The 19,836-nt window shown below is 73.8% G+C and carries 12 protein-coding genes; 2 read left to right on the forward strand and 10 right to left on the reverse strand.

Going from position 1 to position 19,836, the window contains the following annotated elements; all coding sequences use genetic code 11:
* Positions 1-116 precede the first annotated feature (116 nt).
* Positions 117-899 (reverse strand): type I methionyl aminopeptidase, encoded by a 783-nt coding sequence (gene map, locus IEZ10_RS00250; RefSeq protein WP_189244406.1) that lies wholly within the window; start codon positions 897-899, stop codon positions 117-119.
* 66 nt (positions 900-965) lie between these two features.
* Between map and IEZ10_RS00255 the strand changes: the two genes are divergently transcribed.
* Positions 966-1,268 (forward strand): helix-turn-helix domain-containing protein, encoded by a 303-nt coding sequence (locus IEZ10_RS00255; protein WP_189244407.1) that lies wholly within the window; start codon positions 966-968, stop codon positions 1,266-1,268.
* 23 nt (positions 1,269-1,291) lie between these two features.
* Here IEZ10_RS00255 and IEZ10_RS00260 read toward each other — a convergent pair whose 3' ends face one another.
* The 7 genes from IEZ10_RS00260 to IEZ10_RS00290 form a co-directional block, all read right to left on the reverse strand.
* Positions 1,292-2,329 carry an LLM class F420-dependent oxidoreductase gene (locus IEZ10_RS00260; RefSeq protein WP_189244408.1) on the reverse strand — a complete coding sequence of 346 codons (1,038 nt, stop codon included), beginning with the start codon at positions 2,327-2,329 and terminating at the stop codon, positions 1,292-1,294.
* Positions 2,308-3,198 carry a thioesterase II family protein gene (locus IEZ10_RS00265; RefSeq protein WP_189244409.1) on the reverse strand — a complete coding sequence of 297 codons (891 nt, stop codon included), beginning with the start codon at positions 3,196-3,198 and terminating at the stop codon, positions 2,308-2,310. The genes IEZ10_RS00260 and IEZ10_RS00265 overlap by 22 nt, the downstream gene beginning before the upstream one ends.
* Entirely contained in the window at positions 3,195-7,901 is a 4,707-nt protein-coding gene (locus tag IEZ10_RS00270) for a non-ribosomal peptide synthetase (protein ID WP_189244410.1), read from the reverse strand. Before IEZ10_RS00270 ends, IEZ10_RS00265 begins: the two co-directional genes overlap by 4 nt.
* Positions 7,898-8,398, reverse strand: a complete 501-nt coding sequence (locus IEZ10_RS00275) for an acyl carrier protein (protein ID WP_189244411.1) — start codon at positions 8,396-8,398, stop codon at positions 7,898-7,900. Before IEZ10_RS00275 ends, IEZ10_RS00270 begins: the two co-directional genes overlap by 4 nt.
* Before the next feature lie 131 nt (positions 8,399-8,529).
* Positions 8,530-8,991, reverse strand: coding sequence for a hemerythrin domain-containing protein (locus tag IEZ10_RS00280; protein WP_189244412.1), 462 nt, complete (start codon positions 8,989-8,991; stop codon positions 8,530-8,532).
* Positions 8,992-9,082: 91 nt separating this feature from the next.
* The gene (gene pyk, locus IEZ10_RS00285) at positions 9,083-10,513 is read right to left on the reverse strand and encodes a pyruvate kinase (RefSeq protein ID WP_189244413.1); all 1,431 of its coding nucleotides are present in this window, start codon (positions 10,511-10,513) and stop codon (positions 9,083-9,085) included.
* A 244-nt stretch (positions 10,514-10,757) separates the two neighbouring features.
* Positions 10,758-12,506, reverse strand: a complete 1,749-nt coding sequence (locus IEZ10_RS00290) for a S8 family peptidase (RefSeq protein ID WP_189244414.1) — start codon at positions 12,504-12,506, stop codon at positions 10,758-10,760.
* A 194-nt stretch (positions 12,507-12,700) separates the two neighbouring features.
* Between IEZ10_RS00290 and IEZ10_RS00295 the strand changes: the two genes are divergently transcribed.
* Positions 12,701-13,348 carry an O-methyltransferase gene (locus IEZ10_RS00295; protein ID WP_189244415.1) on the forward strand — a complete coding sequence of 216 codons (648 nt, stop codon included), beginning with the start codon at positions 12,701-12,703 and terminating at the stop codon, positions 13,346-13,348.
* Positions 13,349-13,587: 239 nt separating this feature from the next.
* Here IEZ10_RS00295 and IEZ10_RS00300 read toward each other — a convergent pair whose 3' ends face one another.
* Both IEZ10_RS00300 and gltB read right to left on the reverse strand, forming a co-directional pair.
* Entirely contained in the window at positions 13,588-15,066 is a 1,479-nt protein-coding gene (locus IEZ10_RS00300) for a glutamate synthase subunit beta (RefSeq protein WP_189244416.1), read from the reverse strand.
* Between the two features lie 15 nt (positions 15,067-15,081).
* The gene (gene gltB, locus IEZ10_RS00305) at positions 15,082-19,587 is read right to left on the reverse strand and encodes a glutamate synthase large subunit (RefSeq protein WP_189244417.1); all 4,506 of its coding nucleotides are present in this window, start codon (positions 19,585-19,587) and stop codon (positions 15,082-15,084) included.
* Positions 19,588-19,836: the final 249 nt, after the last annotated feature.

Genomic DNA, 19,836 nt, shown 5'->3' on the forward strand with positions numbered 1-19,836 from the left:
GGAGTGACGACCGGGGGCGCCGGCCGATCGTGTGAGGGGCGGCCGGCCGGCGCCGGCGCCGGCGGTGCGGGGTCGGCGGCGGTCGTGGTGCCGCGGCCATGCCGGTGGCTTCGGCCTCACGGCCGCGCCTGCTTCGGCAGGGTGAGGATCTCGGCTCCGTCGTCGGTGATGGCGATCGTGTGCTCGCTGTGGGCCGTCCGGCAGCCGGTCGCGCTTCGGAGCGTCCACCCGTCGGCGTCGGTGACGAGCCTGGCGGTGTCCGCCATGACCCACGGCTCCAGGGCGAGCAGCAGCCCGGGGCGCAGCTTGTACCCACGGCCGGGCCGTCCGGTGTTCGGGACGTGCGGGTCTTGGTGCATCGTCGATCCGATGCCGTGGCCGCCGAACTCGGTGTTGATCGGGTACCCCGCCTCGCTGAGGACCGTGCCGATGGCGTGGGAGATGTCGCCGACACGGACCCCGGGCCCGGCGGCGGCGATCCCCGCGGCCAGCGCGCGTTCGGTCGCACTGATCATCGCGACGCTCTCCGGGGGCTTCGTGTCGCCCACGATGAAGCTGATGGCGGCGTCCGCGGCGACTCCGCCTTTGGAGACGGCGAGGTCGAGTGTCAGCAGATCGCCGTCGGCGAGCGTGTAGTCGTACGGCCGTCCGTGGAGTACGGCGTCGTTGACGGCCGTGCAGATGTAGTGGCCGAACGGGCCGCGTCCGAAGGACGGCTCGTAGTCGACGTAACAGGACAGCGCCCCCGCCTCGGCGATCATGGTCTTGGTCCACCGGTCGATGTCCAGGAGGCTCGTGCCGACCGTGCTGCGGCTCTTCAGCGTCTGCAGGATGTCGGCGACCAGGGCGCCCGTGTCCCTTGCCCGGGACAGGAGGGTGGGGTTCAGGATCTCGATCATGCGGCGCCCTTCTCATGCAACCAATAACTATACCGGCCATACTATACCGGTACTAGAATCGGAGTCATGGTCAGACTGCCGCTCACTCCCGCAGAGGTCGAACGCGGACAGCGCCTCGGCGCCCTCCTACGCCGGGCCAGGGGAGAGCGCTCGATGCTCGGGACCGCGCTCGACGCACGCGTCTCACCGGAGACCCTCCGGAAGATCGAGTCGGGCCGCGTGGCCACCCCCGCCTTCCCGACCATCGCGGCGATCGCCGGGGTCCTCGGCCTCTCCCTCGACGAGGTGTGGGCCGAGATCAGCCGGCCCGAACGCGATGCCGAGCCGACCGGCCCCGGTCACGGCACCCGTGAGCGGATGGCCTCCTAGTCCTCGATTCCGCGGAACGGGGCTCAGGCCACCAGGCCCGCGACGAGTTCCAGCTGCTCCAGGCGGAGCCGCAGGGTGGGGGTGACCAGGCCGACGACCAGGCCGGTCGCCCCCGCCTCCCGGTAGGCGGCGACCCGCTCGCGCAGCTTGCCCGGCGGACCGCACATCGTCATCGCGTCGACCAGCGCGTCGGGCAGCAGGGACATCGCCTCGCCCTGCCGCCCGGCCAGGAACGCCTCCTGCACCGCCTCGGCCTCCTCGCCGAACCCCAGGGTGCGGGCCAGGCGGTTGTAGAAGTTGGTCCGGCGCGAGCCCATGCCCCCCAGGTAGAGGGCGAGCATGGGGCGCATCATGTCGTAGGCCAGCTCCTCGTCCTCGTCCACCATGGCCAGGACCATCGGGACCACGTCGAAGCCGTCCAGGCTCCGGCCCGCCCGTTCGGCGCCCCGGCTCAGCTCGGCCGTGCGCTCGGCGAGGTGGCCGGGCGGGAAGTGGATGGCCAGCCAGCCGTCGGCCAGCTCACCGGCGAGGGCCGTCGTCCTGGGCCCCATGGCGGCCAGGTAGACGGGCAGCCGCTCCTGCGCCGGGGACACCGCGAGCGAGAGCTCCTTACCCTGGCCGCCGGGCAGCGGCAGCGTCATGGTCGGCCCCGAGTGGCTCACCGGCCGCCCGGACAGGGCGAGCCGCAGCACCGACAGGTAGTCGCGCGCCCGCTCCACCGGCCGGTCGAAGGGCTCGCCGTGCCAGCCCTCCACGACCTGGGGTCCGGACACGCCCACGCCCAGCCGGGCCCGGCCGCCGGAGACCTGGTCGATCGTGGCGGCCGTCATCGCCGCGACCACGGGCTTGCGCCCCGACATCTGCAGCACGCCGGTGCCCAGGCCGATCCGCTCGGTACGGCCCGCGATCCAGGCCATGAGGCTCGCCGGGTCCGTGCCGTAGGTCTCGGCGGCCCACACCGAGTCGTACCCCAGCCGCTCGGCCTCGCGGACGAGGGCGAGGTGGTCGGTGGGGCCGAGTCCGGCCCCGCCCCAGTAGCTCATGCTGTAGCCCAGACGCATCCGATCTCCTCGGTGATGGCGGCGGCCAGCCGGTCGGGAGCCTCCTCGGCCAGCCAGTGAGAGGCGTCGAGCTCACGCAGCGACGGCCGGTGGACGCTCTGCCTGCGCCAGCCGAGCAGCCCGCCCCTGGAGACCGAGCGGTCGCGCCCGCCGTACAAGACGGTGATGGGGACGGGCAGCGGCGGCGCGGGGACGTGCCGGTAGCCGGCGAGCATGCCGAAGTCGGCGCGGAGCGCGGGTTCGAGGATGGGCCTGAGCGCCTCGCGCTCGGCGACCTCGGCCGGGACCCCGCCGAGCTCGATCAGCTGCTCCCAGAACAGCCACGACGGCAGGGACGGCAGCCTGCGCAGCAGGAGCGCGACGTCCGGCGCGGCGAAGGAGCCCACCAGCAGCCGTTCTGGCAGGGGCGGGCGCTCCGCGGCCGGTCCCGGGGCGAACCCCGCCCGCGAGCCGGCACCCGGCGACGGTCCGGAGGCGGACCTCCCGGGCGCCGGTGGCGGTCCGCCGGGTGCGGACAGCTCGGGTGTCGGTGGCGGTCCGCCGGGTGCGGACAGCTCGGTCAGGCGGCGGCAGACCAGGTACGCCAGCAGCGCGCCGCTGCAGTAGCCGAACAGCGCGTACGGCGGGCGCGCGGTGGCCAGCAGGTCGCGGGCCAGGTCCTCGACGAGCCCGTCGAGGTCGTCGCGGGGCGGCTCGGCCAGCCTGGCCTGCCTGCCCGGCAGGTTCACCGACCACACCTCGACCTCGGGCGGGAAGGCGGCGGCCGGCCCGGTGAGCGACGCCGGGCCTCCCCCGGCGTTGGGGAAGGCGTACAGCCGGACGCGGCCCCCGGGCCGCTCCCCGACCGGCACGAACCACGGCGCGGTCAACGGCCCGCTCCTTCCTCGGTCTCCCCGGCGGACGTCCCGGCCCGCCCGGTATGCGTCTCGGCCTGTTCGGTATGCGTCCTGACCCCTGCGGGGAATGCCCCGGTCCGCCCGGCGGACGTCCCGGCGAACGCGGCCAGCCCGGCCGGGGTGGGGTGGTCGAAGATCGCGCGCACCCCGATCGGGTGCCCCACGAGCTCCTCCAGCGGGGCGATCAGCCGTACGGCGAGCACCGAGTGCCCCCCGCTGAGGAAGAAGTTGTCGTGCTCGCCGAGCCCGGGGCGCCCGAGCGCCTCCCGCCAGAGCCGCAGGACCCCGTCCACCAGCCGCGAACCCGTCGCGTCGGGCACCGCCGCCGGGTGCTCCTCCTCGGGCACGGTGAGACCCCGGTAGTCGATCTTGCCGTTGCCGGTCTCCGGGAAGCGGTCGACGAGCACGAACCCCGAGGGGACCGCATAGTCGGGCAGGCGGGTCCGGGCGTGGCGCCACAGCTCCTCACGCCAGGCCGCCCGGTCGGACGGCTCCCGCGCGGGCCGCACGAACGCCGTCATCGTGTCGCCGCGGACGACCACGGCGGCGGCCCCGACCGTCTCGTGGTCGTGCAGGACCGCCTCGACCTCGCCCAGCTCGATCCGGTGCCCGCGCAGCTTGACCTGCCGGTCGTCACGGCCGAGCAGTTCGAGGGTTCCGTCGTGCCGGAGCCTGGCCAGGTCGCCGGTCCGGTAGAAACGGCCGTGGCGGGGGTGCGCGCCGAACCGCTCGGCGGTCAGCTCGGGCCGGTTGACGTATCCCGCGGCGACCCCGTCGCCCGCCACGCACAGTTCCCCGGGGACCCCCGGCGGGGCCTCGCGCCCGTCGGCGTCCCGGACGAAGATCCGGGTGTTGGCGAGCGGCGCGCCGATCGGCACCGGATCGCGCGGAGCCTCCGCGATCTCGGCCGCGGTGGACCAGATGGTCGTCTCGGTGGGCCCGTAGACGTTGAACAGGCGGCAGCCCAGCGCCAGCAGGTCCCTGGCGAGCGCCGCCGGCAGGGGCTCCCCGCCGCACAGCACGGTCCGCCCGGCCAGCTCGCCGCCCGCCTCCGGTACGGCGAGCCGCCACGCCGTCGGCGTGGCCTGCACGACGCGCACGTCCCGCGCCACGACGAGGTCCAGGAGCCCGCGCGGGCGGAGCCGGTCGGCGTCGGAGGCGATGACCAGGGTGCCGCCGCAGGCCAGCGGCAACAGCAGTTCCAGGGCCGAGATGTCGAAGGAGGGGGTGGTGGACCACAGCACCCGGGCCGCGGCGTCCGGCCCCAGCCGCTCGGCGAAGTCCAGGACGAGGTTGGCCAGGTTGCCGTGGGTCACGGCCACGCCCTTGGGCCGCCCGGTGGACCCTGAGGTGTAGATCACGTACGCGAGCGCGTCCCCGGCGGCCGGAGCGGACGCGGACGCGGTGGCCGGGACGGGCACGTGATCGGCGAGGACCGCGGCGTCGTGGACGGTCCCGGAGGCGGGCGCGGAGCCGGTTCCGGGCGGGGCGGAGCCGGTTCCGGGCGGGGCGGAGCCGTACGGAACCGTCAGGACGGGGACCTCCCCCGCCCACGGGACCCCGCCGGGGGCGATCACCAGGCGGGCCCCGGCGTCCCGGACCTGGTAGGCCAGGCGCAGCTCCGGGTGACCCGGGTCCAGGGGCAGGTAGGCGGCTCCGGCCGCCCACACGCCGAGCACGGCCGCCACCAGCTCCACCGAGCGTCCGAGGCCGAGCGCCACGATGTCACCGGGCCCGACCCCGCGCGCGAGGAGCGCGTCCCTGACACCCGCGGCGGCGTCCAGCAGCTCCCCGTAGCGGACCTCCCGGTCGCCGTCGACGACGGCGACGGCGTCCCCCCGGTGGGCGGCGATCCGCTCCGGCAGCGCGGGCGGGCCGCTCCGGCGGCGGCCGGTGTCGTTCAGGCGGTCCAGCAGCGCCCGGTCCCCGGGGGAGAACGCCTCCAGGGCGCGCTGCGGCCGTTCGGGGTCCTCGGCCGCCTGCCGCAGCAGCGAGGCCATCCGTGCGACGAAGGCGGTGATCTCGGTCTCGTCGTGGACCTCCGTGCTGTGCCACACCCGGACGGTGAGCCGGTCCGGCTCGTGTACGGCGATGCACTGCAGGTCCAGGCGGCTGCGGTCGAAGAGGTCCTCGACGTATTCGGGCACGGAGCCCTGGATGCTCACCCGCTCGTCGGTCCACGGCCGGTAGTTGAACATGTGCCGGAAGAGCGGCACCCGCCAGTCGCCGGTGCCGTGCCCGCGTTCGACGAGGACGGCCTCGACGGAGGCGTCGGCGTGCTCCACCCCCTCGAAGAAGGCGTCCTCCACCCTCCTGACCAGGGCCGCGAAACCCTCCCGCGGATCGGTCCGCACCCGCAGGGGCATCGTGCTGACGCCGTAGCCGACGTGGTCGCGTGTCGCGGCGGTCCTGGTGCCGACCGGCACGCCGACCACCATGTCGGGGCCTGCCCCGTGGCAGCGCAGGGCGAGCAGGAAGGCGCTCGTCAGCACCATGTTGTCGGTGGTGCGCAGCCGGGTCCGCAGGGTGTCCAGCGCCCGCCGGGTCTCCGCGTCCATCTCCCAGGAGCAGGTGTGCCCGGCGAACGTGGGCCGTACCGGAGAGGGCCGGCTGCCGGGCAGCAGCATGGCGGCCGGGTCGGCGCCCTCCAGCCGGTCGAGCCAGTAGCCGATCGACTCCCGCGACGCCCGGCCCGGCTCCAGCATCGGGGCGGGGCCGGCGAGCCCGGCGGGCAGCGGCGCCCGGCCCGTCTGGGCGTCGTAGAAGGCGCCCAGCTCCTCGACGAGGAACTGCATCGACGTCGCGTCGACCACGATGTGGTGGGCGACCAGGCAGACCACGCTTCCGCCGCCGTCCGGCAGCGTGAAGTGGCCCGCCCGGAACAGCAGGTCCCCGGCGAGGTCGAAGGGCTCGTCCAGGAACGCCTGCAGGTCGGCGACCATCGTCTCCTCCGTGGTCGCCGCGCTCGCCAGCGTGATCCGGGCGTCCTGCGGCGCGGTGAGGTGCCGGACCGGGGCTCCGTCCACCTCGGGGAACCGCAGGCGCAGGGCCGGGTGCCGCCGGAGGAGACGGTTGACGGCGTTCTGCAGGGGGAAGCGGCGCAGCGGCTCGCGGGTCCGGAACGCCACCGCCAGGTTGGAGACGCCGCTCCCGCCCGCCAGCTGTTCCAGCACCCAGAACGAGTACGGCACGGCCCCCGGCGGGCGCGGGGGCTCGGCCGGCTCCGGCAGCCCTTCGAGCCCGCCCGCCTTCCTCGTGGACCCTCCGGGTCCGCCCGCCTGTCCCGCCGGTCCTTCGGCCCTGCCGGTCCGCTCCGCAGGCCCTTCGAGCCCGCCCGCCTGTCCCGCCGGTTCTTCGGCGACCGCCTCCTCCGGGGTGGGATCGGAACCGCCGGGGATGGACAACCGCTGAAGGGGGTGGTCGGGGTCGAGCGCCTCCCAGTCGACCCGGCAGCCGAGCGTCCACAGCCGCGCGAGCGCCGTCGCCAGGCCGTGCCGGTCGTCTCCGCAGTCGATCGCCGGCCCGCCCGGGGAGGCCGCGGCCGGGCCGAGGACGAGGGTGGGTTCCCCACCCGTCCCCGGGGTACCGGGGACGGGTGTCCCGCCGCCGGCCGTCCCGCTGAGCCCCGGCGCCCCGTCCACCCCCGCGAGACCGGGGGCGGCCGCCCCGCCGGCTCCCGGCGTCCCGTCCGTCCCCGCCGGGCCGGGGGCCGCGGTCCCACCGCCGACCACCCGGGCGACCGCCTCGCCGATCTCCAGTGTCCCGGCGACGGCGGCGGCCGCGATCTCCCCCACGCCCTCCCCCTCACCGGCTCCCAGGCCGACTCCCGAGCAGGCGGCGGGCGTGACGCCCCAGCCGATCAGGGTGGCCGCAAGCGAGCAGGTCACCGCGAAGGTGACCGGGGCGTCGTCCCGCTTCCCGGCGAGCCATTCGTCGTGGAGGTCGATCCCGTGCCGTTCGAACTCCTCCAGGCAGACGTCCATTGACTCGGTGAACAGCCGCTCCATCCCGTACAGGGCGGCGCCCAGCCGTCCGGTCCCGCCCGGCGGGAAGACGAACCGCACCCCGATGCCGTCCTGGACGGGATCGGGGGCCGTGGCGGCGGCGGTGAGGGCGCGCGCGGCCTCGGCCGCGGTCGAGCAGACGACCGCCCCCCGGAACTGATGCGGCGTGCGGCCCCGCTGGAGCGTGGCGACGGCGTCGGCGAACCGCTCCTGGGGAAGCGACGCGAAGAAGCCGGCCAGGCTTCGCCGTACGGCGTCGGCCTCCTCCGCGGTGCGCCCGGACCAGACGACCACGCGGGGCCCGGCGGCGGACGACGGGGGAACCGGCGGAAGGCCCTCCCCCGCCACCGGGTGACCGGACGCGGAGTCCGTGTCGAGTACGGCGCGCACGGGATCGCCGTCGAGAAGCGCCTCCCCCAGCCTCCGCAGTGCGACCGCGCGGTCCGCCGGTCCGAGCCCGGCCAGGGCGGCGCCCGCCCGGGTGACCGCCACGTCGCACCCTCCGGACAGCAGGGCCCGGCACGCGGCCTCCACGCTCTCGTGCAGGGCGAGGACTCCGGGGGGCCGCGACGGGTCGTGCCCGGCGTCGCCCAGCGCGGCCTCGGCGGACGCCGTGGAGAGCGGTCCGCGCGGCCCCGTGCCGATCACCGCGACCGACCGGCGTCCCGTCACCGGGACGCTCCGGGCCCCCGGCGGATGCGGGCCCGGACGTCCCTTCGGCCGCCGCCGGACGGGCGGGGCCGCGAGGGGTCGTCTCCGGCCTGCTCCGGAGCTCCGCCCGCCGGGAAGCCGCCCGTCGGGGAACCGGGTGCCGGGGAGCCGCCGGTCGGGCCTCCCGGCGCCGGTACGCCGGCGCCGGTACGGGCGCTTTCGACGAGGCGGCCGAGGGCCCGCGCGTTGGGACGGGTGAACATCGCGGTGACCGGAATGTCGATCTCGAACGTGCCGGTGATGTCCGCGTGCAGCTCGACCAGGGCCATCGAGTTGAGCCCGGCCTCGAAGAAGTTCTCGTCGGGGTCGACCGGCCGGCCGAGCCGGCTTTCGATCATCCCGGTGACCCGGTCGGCGATCGGAACGGGCCGTCCCGGGCGTCCCCGGACGTCCGCGGCGCCCCTCGCGCCGCCGCCATGCTGTTCTCCCGGGTCCACCGGCCGACTGCCCTGGATCATCCGCAACCCTTCGCTCGGCGTCGGGCGCACCGCCGCACGGGCGCCCTGTGCCGATCTTCTTGAAGGATTCAGGACACGACAAGACCGTATTTTTCGGCCTTTGTCATTCGGGGCGCGACCGGGTCACCGGATCAGCGGTTCCCCGCGGAGAGGCCGATGCGGATCTCCTCGGCGGTGAGCCGGGCGAAGGCGTGGCCGAGCTCCTCCAGGCGGTGCCGGGGAAGCGCCGCGGCGAGGGCGGGGAGGATCCCCTCCTCCTCGGCGGCGAAGTGGCGGGTGATCATGTCGGCGAGGTCGTCCAGCTGCGGCTCGAAATCCGTGGCGGTGGGGGCGATGTCCAGCAGGTGGAGGAGCCTCTGCTCGGCGCGCTGGTGCTCGTCGACGGAGTGGCGGGCGTGTTCGGTCTCCCGCGGATCCACCCTGGTGATCTCGGGGTAGACGATCTCCTCCTCGCCCCGGTCGTGGGCGACGAGCTTGGCGGCGAGTTCGACGAGCAGGGCGGGGCGTGCCGCCGGTTCCCGGCGAAGCCGATCGAAGATCGCTCTGATGTCGCGATGGTCCGCGATGATCATGCTGATGACGTCCCGTGCCATGATCCCCTCCTTCGTCCGGGGCCGCCTACCCGGGAGGAGGGGGCCTACACCCGCCGCGAGGAGAATTCTTCGCGGCGGGCGCCGGGCCTGGTCAGGAGAGGTGCGAGACCGCGGCTCCGATGGTGTGGACGCGCAGGGCGTTGGTGGAGCCGGGCGAGCCGGGGGGCGATCCGGCCACGATGACGACCTTGTCGCCCTTCTCCAGCCGGGCGTGGGCCAGCAGGGCGGCCTCGACCTGCCGGACCATGTCGTCGGTGTGGTGGACGAACGGCACCTCGAACGTCTCGACACCCCAGCTCAGCGCGAGCTGACTGCGGACGTGCGGGGAGGAGGTGAAGGCCAGCAGCGGGATCGGCGAGCGGTAGCGGGCCAGGCGGCGGGCGGTCTCACCGGACATGGTGAAGGCGACCAGGGCCTTGGCGCCGACGATGGCGCCGACCTCGGCGGCGGCGCGGGCGATGGCGCCGCCGGTGGTCTCGGGCAGGCGGTCGAGGCTGTGGGTGGCCTTGAGGGCTCTCTTCTCGGCCGCGCTGGCGATGCGGCTCATGGTCTCGACGGCCTGGACCGGGTACTGGCCGACCGAGGTCTCGCCGGAGAGCATGACCGCGTCGGTGCCGTCCATCACGGCGTAGGCGACGTCGGACGCCTCGGCGCGGGTGGGCCGCGGAGAGCTGATCATGGAGTCGAGCATCTGGGTGGCGACGATGACCGGGCGGGCCTTCTCGCGGCAGAGCTCGATGGCGCGCTGCTGGACGATCGGCACCTCTTCGAGGGGCAGCTCGACGCCGAGGTCGCCGCGGGCGACCATGATGCCGTCGAACGCCTCGACGATCTCGGGGAGCCGCTGGACGGCCTGCGGCTTCTCGATCTTGGCGAGCAGCGGGAGGCGGACGGCCTCCTGCTCCATGATGTTGCGCACCACGTCGGCGTCGGAGGGACGGCGGACGAAGGACAGCGCGATCATGTCGAAGCCGGTGCGCAGCGCCCAGCGCAGGTCGGTCTCGTCCTTGTCGGTGAGCGCGGGGGCGCTGACGTTGACGCCGGGGAGGTTGAGGCCCTTGTTGTCGGAGATCATGCCGCCGGTGACCACACGGGTGGTGACGCGGGGGCCGTCGACGCGGGTCACCTCGAGGTGGACCCGGCCGTCGTCGACGAGGATGCTGTCGCCGGGGCGGACGTCGTTGGGCAGGCCGAGGTAGGTGGTGGAGACCTGGTCCCGGTCGCCGGGGACCTCTTCGGTGGTGATGGTGAAGACGTCACCGAAGCCGAGGCGGATCGGTCCCTCCTCGAACTTGCCGACCCGGATCTTGGGGCCCTGGAGGTCGGCCAGCACGCCTACGCCGCGGCCGAGCTCGGCGGCGGCCTCCCGGACCCTGTCGTAGACCTCTTTGTGCAGCTCGTGGCTGCCGTGGCTGAGGTTGAAACGGGCCACGTCCATGCCTGCGGCGATGAGCTCGCGCAGGCGTTCGGGTGAGGATGTGGCAGGGCCGAGGGTGCAGACGATTTTCGCGCGACGAGTCACGGTTCCCAGCCTAATTGGTACAGACCACCTGGTCGTTACATTGCCCGGAGCAGGCATGAAAAACTCGGTGACCTCAACGCTACCGGCCGGGGGCGGCGATGGCGAACCGGCCTCCCCTCCCCGGCGGGTCACCCGCGGTCACCGCCGCGGGTCCCCGCGCGGCGGCCGTACGGCGTGCGCGCCCGGCCGTGCGGCCCGGGACGCGGAGCCGTACGACCGGGGCGCGAGCCGTACGGCCCGGGGGTCAGGGCTCGACGGTGGCGGCCCTGGCGGCGTCGACGATGCCCCTGCCGTAGAAGCCGTTGCGGTCCTTGGTCCCCTCGCACGTCTGGATGTCGTCGTCGTCGATGACGCGGTAGACGAAGCGGCGCGGCGAGGGGCAGGACTGCTTGGACGCGGTGGCGTACAGCAGGCGCTGGACGTCGGCGGGCGGCATGGTGAGACCGCCCTTCCCCGGTTTGCCGAAGCGGCTGATCAGGATGGCGGCGACGCCGGTGGCGTGCGGGGCGGCCATGGAGGTGCCGGCGAGGTACTGGTAGTAGGCGCAGGTGCCGCCGTGGCAGTCGCGGACGACGGAGGGGGAGGCGGGCCGGCCGTTGCGGGAGATCAGGCCCTGGGCGCGGAGGGCGCGCTCGGGGGCGGCGGCCAGGATGGTCCTGGTCTCGTCGAAGCCGCGGCCGTCGAGCTCGTCGCCGCCGGGCGCGGCGAGGTCGGTCTGCTCGACGCCGTAGTCGGAGTAGTAGGCCTTGCGCTTGCTGGGGCCGAGGGCCGCGACGGAGATGACGCCCTTCGACTCGGCCGGGACGTTCAGGCAGGAGTTGTCGATCCGGCGGGTGCGCTGCGCCTTGGCGGGGTAGTCGGGGCTCTCGGTGTCGGTCCGGGGCCTGCCGAGGTCGGTGGACTCGTTGCCGAGGGCGCTGATGAGGGTGACGCCGCGCTTGCGGGCGTAGTCGAGGGCGCGCTGCATGCCGGTGATGACGCCGCGCTGTTCGAGCTGCTCGGCCTTGGAGTCGGCGGGGTTGGCGCGGCAGTTGAACAGCCAGGGGTCGATGTAGTAGCTCATGTTGACCACGTCGATCCCGGCGTCGGCGGCGTAGGTGAGGGCGTCGAGGCTGGGCTTGAGGAAGAACAGGCCGGAGTCCTGGCCGGCGCGCAGGTTGACGAGGGTGACGCCGGGGGCGACGCCGGCGACGCCGAGCCCGTTGATGGGCGAGGCGATCGTGCTGGCCACGTGGGTGCCGTGGCCGTCGTCGTCCCAGTCGACGGGGTCCTTGCAGCCGGGGAACTCGCAGGGGCCGTCGAGGGTCGCGCCGGTGGAGTCCTTGGGCCGGTCGGTGACGAAGTTGCGGCTGAGGGCGCGGTCGAAGTTGGGGGCGATGTCGGGGTGCTTGCCGTCGATGCCGGTGTCGATGACGCCGACGAGCACCTTCCTGTTGCCCGGGGCGGTGGCGTGGGAGCCGGTGGCGGTGGCGCCGATCATCTTCATGTCCCACTGCCGGGAGGCCAGCGGCTCGGCGGTGGGCGCGGCCCGGTCTGTGCGCGAGGCGGGCGGCGCGGCCCGGCCGGCGTGGGAGGCGGCGCCGGCGGCGTGGCCCGCGCCGCCGCTCCGGGAGTCGCGGGAAGCACGGGGACCGGTGGCCGCGAAGGCGGAGGCGGAGGCCGGGAGGGCCGGGACGGACGCCGCGAAGCCGATGGCGCGGTCGGAGGAGACGCCCGCGACGGCGCCGCTGGCGGCCAGGCGCTCGACGAAACGGTCGCCGGGGCCCCGGGCGGTGACGTAGCCGAGCCTGGACTCGGTGGCGGTCGCCGTGCCGCCGGCCGCGCCGATCGCGGCGACCGCCCGGTCGTGCCCGCCGCCGGGGTAGAAGACGAGGTAGTCGCGGAGCCCTCCGGTCTCGGCCGACGCGCCGCCGGGTGGTCCGCCCACCGTGAGGGTGCTCGCCAGGGCGACCACCGCCGTCACGCCCGACAGGTTCCTGCTCCAGCGACTCATCCGATCCCCTCCACGGCTGTCCGGACCAAGGGGCCATCCTTCCCGGTATTCGACCGCTCAGGCAACGCGGGCGTCGTTCCGACGGGTCTTTTCGGTATGGCGGGGAGGCCTCGGGGCCCCGGGGCCCCGAGGCCGGGCCGGGTTCCGGGAGGGGCGGAGGTAGGGTCCCGGAAGGACATGATCCAGGAGGCGATATGGACATCGTGAACCCCGCCGTCAACGACTACGTGCTGGCCCACTCCACCCCGGCGGACGACGTGCTGCGGGATCTGGCGGCCGAGACGCGGAAGGCGTTCTCCGACTTCACGAGCATGCAGATCACGCAGGACGAGGGCGCGTTCCTGACCATGCTGGTGCGGCTGGTGGGGGCGCGGCGGGCCGTCGAGGTGGGGGTGTTCACCGGATACTCGTCGATCTGCATCGCCCGCGGGCTGCCCGCGGACGGGCGGCTGCTGGCCTGTGACGTCAGCGAGGAGTGGACCTCGGTGGCCCGGCGCTACTGGGAACGGGCGGGCGTGGCGGACCGGATCGACCTGCGGATCGCCCCGGCGCTGGAGACGCTCCGGGCGCTGCCGGCCGACCCGGTGATCGACTTCGCGTTCATCGACGCCGACAAGGTGAACTACCCCTCGTACTACGAGGAGCTGGTCACCCGGCTGCGGCCGGGCGGTCTGATCGTGCTGGACAACGTGCTGCGTTCCGGCCGGGTGCTGGACGAGTCCTCCCAGGATGAGCCGGACGTCGTGATGCGCCGGATGAACGACATCGTGGTGTCCGACGACCGCGTCGAGTCGGTGATGCTGCCGATGCGCGACGGTGTGACGCTCGCCCGGCGGCGCTGAGCGCGGCCCCGCGCGGGAAGGGCGGGCAGGGACTCCGAATCGAGCCCTGGCCCCGGTGACGGCGCGGCCCCGCGCGGGGCGGGCGGGTGCGGGGAGGGCGGGCGCGCTCCGCTCCCGGCGCGGTCTCCCGGACGCGGTCTCCCGGACGCGGTAGAGGCCGCGCGCCCCGGTGCGGGACGCGCGGCCTCCGTGGTGCCGTGGTGTCGTGTGGTCCGCGCCGGAGGTTCCCGGCGCGGGCGTCAGACCAGCGGGCGGGCGGTCGGCGGGATCGCCCTGGGCAGGGCCGTGTCGCCGGTGAGGTAGCGGTCGACGGCCGAGGCGGCCGAGCGGCCCTCGGCGATCGCCCACACGATCAGCGACTGGCCGCGGCCCATGTCGCCGGCGACGAACACGCCGTCCACCGTGGACATGTAGGAGGCGTCGCGGGCGACGTTGCCGCGGGCGTCGAAGAAGCCCTCGCCGCCGTCCTCGGCCAGGTCGGACAGCAGGGACCCCTGCTCCGGGCCGAGGAAGCCCATGGCCAGCGTGACGAGCTGGGCCGGGATCTCCCGCTCGGTGCCGGGGATCGGCGCGAAGCCGCTCGCCGGTCCCTCGACGTCGACCAGGCGCAGCGCCCTGATGTTCCCGTCGTCGTCGCCGACGAACTCGGTGGTGGAGGCGGCGTAGACGCGGGTGCCGCCGCCCTCGGTGAGCTCCTCGTGGGCGCTCTCCATCTTGAACAGGATGGGGTAGGTGGGCCACGGCTGGCTGCCGGGGCGCTCCGCCGGGGGCCTGGGCATGATCTCCAGCTGGGTGACCGACGCGGCGCCCTGGCGGATCGCGGTGCCGATGCAGTCGGCGCCGGTGTCGCCGCCGCCGATCACGACGACGTGCTTGCCCGCGGCGTCGATCGCCGGGGCCTGCCGGTCGCCCTCCTGGACCCGGTTGGCCTCGGGGAGGTACTCCATCGCCTGGTGGACGCCGCCCAGGTCGCGGCCGGCGACCGGCAGGTCGCGCCACCGGGTGGCGCCGCCGGCCAGCACGACGGCGTCGAACTCCTCGCGCAGCTGCGCCGCGGTGACGTCGACGCCGACGTCGACGCCGGTGCGGAACTCGGTGCCCTCCGCCCGCATCTGCTCCAGGCGGCGCTCGATGTGGCGCTTCTCCATCTTGAACTCGGGGATGCCGTAGCGCAGCAGGCCGCCGATCCGGTCGGCGCGCTCGAAGACCACGACGTCGTGCCCGGCCCGGGTGAGCTGCTGGGCGGCGGCCAGTCCGGCGGGGCCGGAGCCGACGACCGCGACGCGCCTGCCGGTGCGGACGGCCGGGGGCGCGGGGGCGACCCACCCCTCGGCGAAGGCGCGGTCGATGATCTCGACCTCGACCCGCTTGATGGTGACGGGGTCCGAGTTGATGCCGAGCACGCACGCCGCCTCGCACGGGGCGGGGCACAGGCGGCCGGTGAACTCGGGGAAGTTGTTGGTCGCGTGCAGCCGTTCGGCGGCCTCCCGCCAGTCGTCGCGGTAGACCAGGTCGTTCCACTCGGGAACGAGGTTGCCCAGCGGGCAGCCGTTGTGGCAGAACGGGATGCCGCAGTCCATGCAGCGTGAGGCCTGCCTGGTCAGCGCGGGCCGCGGGAAGTCCTGGTAGACCTCCTTCCAGTCGCGGATGCGCACGTCCACCGGGCGGCGGGCCGGCAGCTCGCGCCCGTGCGTGAGGAAACCCTTCGGGTCGGCCATCGGTTACGCCCCCTTCTATCCCTGTACGGCGGCCGCCATGACGGCCTCGTCGATGTCTCGTCCTTCGAGCCGGGCGGCCTCGGCGGCCGTCAGGACCCGCTTGTAGTCGGTCGGCATGATCTTGCTGAACCGGCCGGAGTCCCAGTCGGCGAGCAGGGCCCTGGCGACCGTGGAGCCGGTCTCGGCCAGGTGCCGCTCCAGGAGCCCGCGCAGCTCCTCGGCGTCGTCGTCGCCGAGGGCCTCGATCTCCACCATCTCCCGGTTGACGCGGGCGGCGTCGAGGTCGAGCAGGTAGGCGACGCCTCCGGACATGCCGGCCGCGAAGTTGCGGCCGGTGGGCCCGAGGACGACGACCCGGCCGCCGGTCATGTACTCGCAGCCGTGGTCGCCGACGCCCTCGACGACCGCGGTGGCGCCGGAGTTGCGGACGCAGAACCGTTCGCCGGCCACGCCGCGGACGAACATCTCACCGGAGGTCGCGCCGTACAGGGCGACGTTGCCGGCGATGATGTGGCCCTCCAGCGGGGCCTCCTCGTGCGGCCGCAGCGTGACGCGGCCGCCGGACAGGCCCTTGCCGGCGTAGTCGTTGGTGTCGCCGGTGAGGCGCAGCGTGACGCCGCGGGGCAGGAAGGCCCCGAAGGAGTTGCCCGCCGAGCCGGTGAAGCGGATGTCGACGGTGTCGTCGGGCAGGCCCGCGCCGCCGTACCGCCTGGTCACCTCGTGGCCGAGCATGGTGCCGACCGTACGGTTGACGTTGCGGATGGGCAGTTCCAGCGTGACGGGGCGGCCGTCGTTCAGCGCACCCTCGGCGAGCTGGATCAGGGTGTTGTCCAGGGCCGCGGCGAGCCCGTGGTCCTGCTCGCGGACGCGGCGCAGCGACGCTCCGCCGGGCAGTTCCGGGCGGTGCAGGATCGGCGACAGGTCCAGGCCCGCGGCCTTCCAGTGGTTCTCCGCCGAGGCGGTGTCCAGCAGCTCGGCGTGGCCCACGGCCTCCTCCAGGCTGCGGAAGCCCAGGGCGGCGAGGTACTCGCGGATCTCCTCGGCGATGAACTCGAAGAAGTTGACCACGAACTCGGGCCGGCCGGAGAAGCGCTTGCGCAGCTCGGGGTTCTGGGTGGCGACGCCGACCGGGCAGGTGTCGAGGTGGCAGACGCGCATCATCACGCAGCCGGAGACGACCAGCGGGGCGGTGGCGAAGCCGTACTCCTCGGCGCCGAGCAGCGCGGCGATGACCACGTCGCGGCCGGTCTTGAGCTGGCCGTCGACCTGGACGACGATGCGGTCGCGCAGGCCGTTGAGCAGCAGCGTCTGCTGGGTCTCGGCCAGGCCGAGCTCCCAGGGGGCGCCGGCGTGCTTGAGCGAGGTCAGCGGGGAGGCGCCGGTGCCGCCGTCGTGGCCGGAGATCAGCACGACGTCGGCGTGGGCCTTGGACACGCCCGCCGCGACCGTGCCGACGCCGACCTCGGCGACGAGCTTGACGTGCACGCGCGCCGCGGGGTTGGCGTTCTTCAGGTCGTGGATGAGCTGGGCGAGGTCCTCGATGGAGTAGATGTCGTGGTGCGGCGGCGGCGAGATGAGGCCGACGCCGGGGGTGGAGTGCCGGGTCTTGGCGATCCACGGGTAGACCTTGTGGCCCGGGAGCTGGCCGCCCTCGCCGGGCTTGGCGCCCTGGGCCATCTTGATCTGGATGTCGTCGGCGTTGACGAGGTACTCGGAGGTCACGCCGAACCGGCCGGAGGCGACCTGCTTGATGGCCGAGCGGCGCTCGGGGTCGCGCAGCCGCTCGGGGTCCTCGCCGCCCTCGCCGGTGTTGGACTTGCCGCCCAGGCGGTTCATCGCGATGGCGAGGGTCTCGTGGGCCTCCATCGAGATGGAGCCGTAGGACATGGCGCCGGTGGAGAACCGCTTGACGATCTCGGAGACCGGCTCGACCTCCTCGATCGGGACCGGCTCGCGGACGCCCTCGCGGAGCCGGAACAGGCCGCGCAGCGTCATGAGCCTCTCGGCCTGGGAGTCCACCATGGAGGTGTACTCCTTGAAGATCTCGTAGCGACGCGAGCGGGTGGCGTGCTGCAGCTTGAAGACGGTCTCGGGGTTGAACAGGTGCGGCTCGCCCTCGCGGCGCCACTGGTACTCCCCGCCGACCTCCAGGCGGCGGTGGGCGTTGTCCACGCGCGGGTGGGCGCGGCGGTGGCGCCGCGCGACCTCCTCGGCGAGGACGTCGAAGCCGACGCCGCCCAGGCGGGAGGTGGTCCCGGCGAAGCAGGTGTCGATGACCTCGGCGCCGAGGCCGAGGGCCTCGAAGATCTGCGCGCCGGTGTAGGAGGCGACGGTGGACACGCCCATCTTGGACATGACCTTCAGGACGCCCTTGCCGTACGCCTTGATGAGGTTGCGCACGGCCTTGGCGGGGTCGCCGGCGAGCGCGCCGGTGGCGACCATGTCCTCGACGGTCTCGATGGCGAGGTAGGGGTTGACCGCGCCGGCGCCGTAGCCGATGAGCAGCGCCATGTGGTGGGCCTCGCGGGCCTCGCCGGTCTCGATGACCAGGCCGACCCGGGTGCGGGTCTTCTCGGCGATGAGGTGGTGGTGGACCGCGCCGGTGAGCAGCAGCGACGGGATCGGCGCGAGGGTCTCCGTGGAGCCGCGGTCGGACAGCACGATGACGCGGGCGCCGCCCTCGATCGCGGCGGAGACCTCGGCGCGGATCTCGTCCAGGCGGCGCAGCAGCGCCTCTCCCCCGCCGGCGACCTCGTACAGGCCGGAGACGACGTGCGGGTGGAAGCCGGGCAGCGCGCCCTCGTCGTTGATGTGGATGATCTTCGCGAGCTCGTCATTGTCGATCACCGGGTACGGCAGGACGAGCTGGCGGCAGGAGGCCGGTCCGGGCTCCAGCAGGTTGCCCTCGGGGCCGAGGGTGCTGGACAGGGAGGTGACGAGCTCCTCGCGGATGGCGTCCAGCGGCGGGTTGGTGACCTGCGCGAACAGCTGGCTGAAGTAGTCGAACAGCAGCCGGGGCCTCTCGCTCAGCACCGCGACCGGGGTGTCGGTGCCCATCGAGCCGATCGGCTCGGCGCCGGCCCTGGCCATCGGGGCCAGGATGATCCGCAGCTCCTCCTCGGTGTAGCCGAAGGTCTGCTGGCGCCTGACCAGCGCGCCGTGGCTGGGGATCTCGCGGGAGCGGGCGGGCAGTTCCTCGAAGCGGACCAGCCCGGCGTGCAGCCACTCGGCGTAGGGCAGCTCGGCGGCCAGCTCCGCCTTGATCTCGTCGTCCTCGATGATCTTTCCGCGGGCGGTGTCGACGAGGAACATCCGGCCGGGCTGCAGGCGGCCCTTGCGGACCACGTCCTGCGGCGGGATGTCGAGCACGCCGGCCTCGGAGGCGAGCACGACGAGGCCGTCGGCGGTGACCCAGAACCGGCCGGGACGCAGGCCGTTGCGGTCGAGGACCGCGCCGACCAGGGTGCCGTCGGAGAAGGTGATCGAGGCGGGGCCGTCCCACGCCTCCATGAGGGTGGAGTGGAACTCGTAGAAGGCCCGCCGCGCGGGGTCCATCTCGGTGTGGTTCTCCCACGCCTCGGGGATCATCATCAGCACCGCGTGCGGCAGCGAGCGCCCGGTGAGGTGGAGCAGCTCCAGCGTCTCGTCGAAGGAGGCGGTGTCGGAACCGTCGGGGTCGCAGATCGGAAAGAGCCGCGACAGGTCGCCCGGGATCGCGGCGGTCTCCAGCATGGCCTCGCGGGCCCGCATCCAGTTGCGGTTGCCCCGGACCGTGTTGATCTCGCCGTTGTGGGCGACGTAGCGGTAGGGGTGGGCCAGCGGCCACGACGGGAAGGTGTTGGTCGAGAAGCGCGAGTGGACCAGCGAGATCGCGGTCTCGTAGCGCTCGTCGGTCAGGTCGGGGAAGAACCGCTCGACCTGGCCGGGGGTGAGCATGCCCTTGTAGACGATCGTCCGGGAGCTCAGCGAGGGGAAGTAGACGTCCGCCTCGTGCTCGGCCCGCTTGCGCAGGCAGAAGGCGAGCCGGTCCAGTTCCAGGCCTCGCCCGCCTTCGGCGGAGGCGACGAAGAGCTGCCGGAAGGACGGCATCACCGCGCGGGCGCTGGGCCCGGGCAGCGACGGGTCGGTCGGCACGTCGCGCCAGCCGAGGACGGTCAGCCCCTCCTCCGCGGCGATCTCCTCGATCAGCCGCACGGCGGTCTCACGGGCCTCGGGATCGGCGGGCAGGAAGGCGGTGCCGACGGCGTAGGAGCCCGCCTCGGGGAGCGGGAAACCGGTCACGGCGCGCAGGAACGCGTCGGGGATCTGGGTGAGGATCCCGGCTCCGTCGCCGGTGTCCGGCTCGCTCCCCTGGGCCCCGCGGTGGTCGAGGTTGCACAGGGCGGTCAGGGCCTTGACGACGATGTCGTGGCTGCGGCGCCCGGCCACGTCGGCGACCATGGCGACCCCGCAGGCGTCGTGCTCGTGCTCGGGGTGGTACAGGCCCTGGGGCTCGGGGAAGCCGAAGTGGGCAGCAGGCATTGAATCCCTCCCGTCGTCTCACTACTCTGGATCAAGCAAGGGACGACGTTGGCCCTGCTGCGTAATGTTTTGACATTACAGTACCCCGTCCAAAACACGGCCGTCCTGTCCACATAGTGACCATTTGACAGATGTTTTACGGTTTTCGCCCCCTTTACGGTGACTCTCCGCTCCGGCGGGTCGGTGACGGGCGGATGACGCGCGGATCACGGTCCCGTGCCGCGTACGGCGGCGCGGGACGCCCCGCCG

Origin of the sequence: Streptosporangium pseudovulgare, from assembly GCF_014648055.1 — a bacterium.
Taxonomy (GTDB): Bacteria; Actinomycetota; Actinomycetes; order Streptosporangiales; family Streptosporangiaceae; genus Streptosporangium; species Streptosporangium pseudovulgare.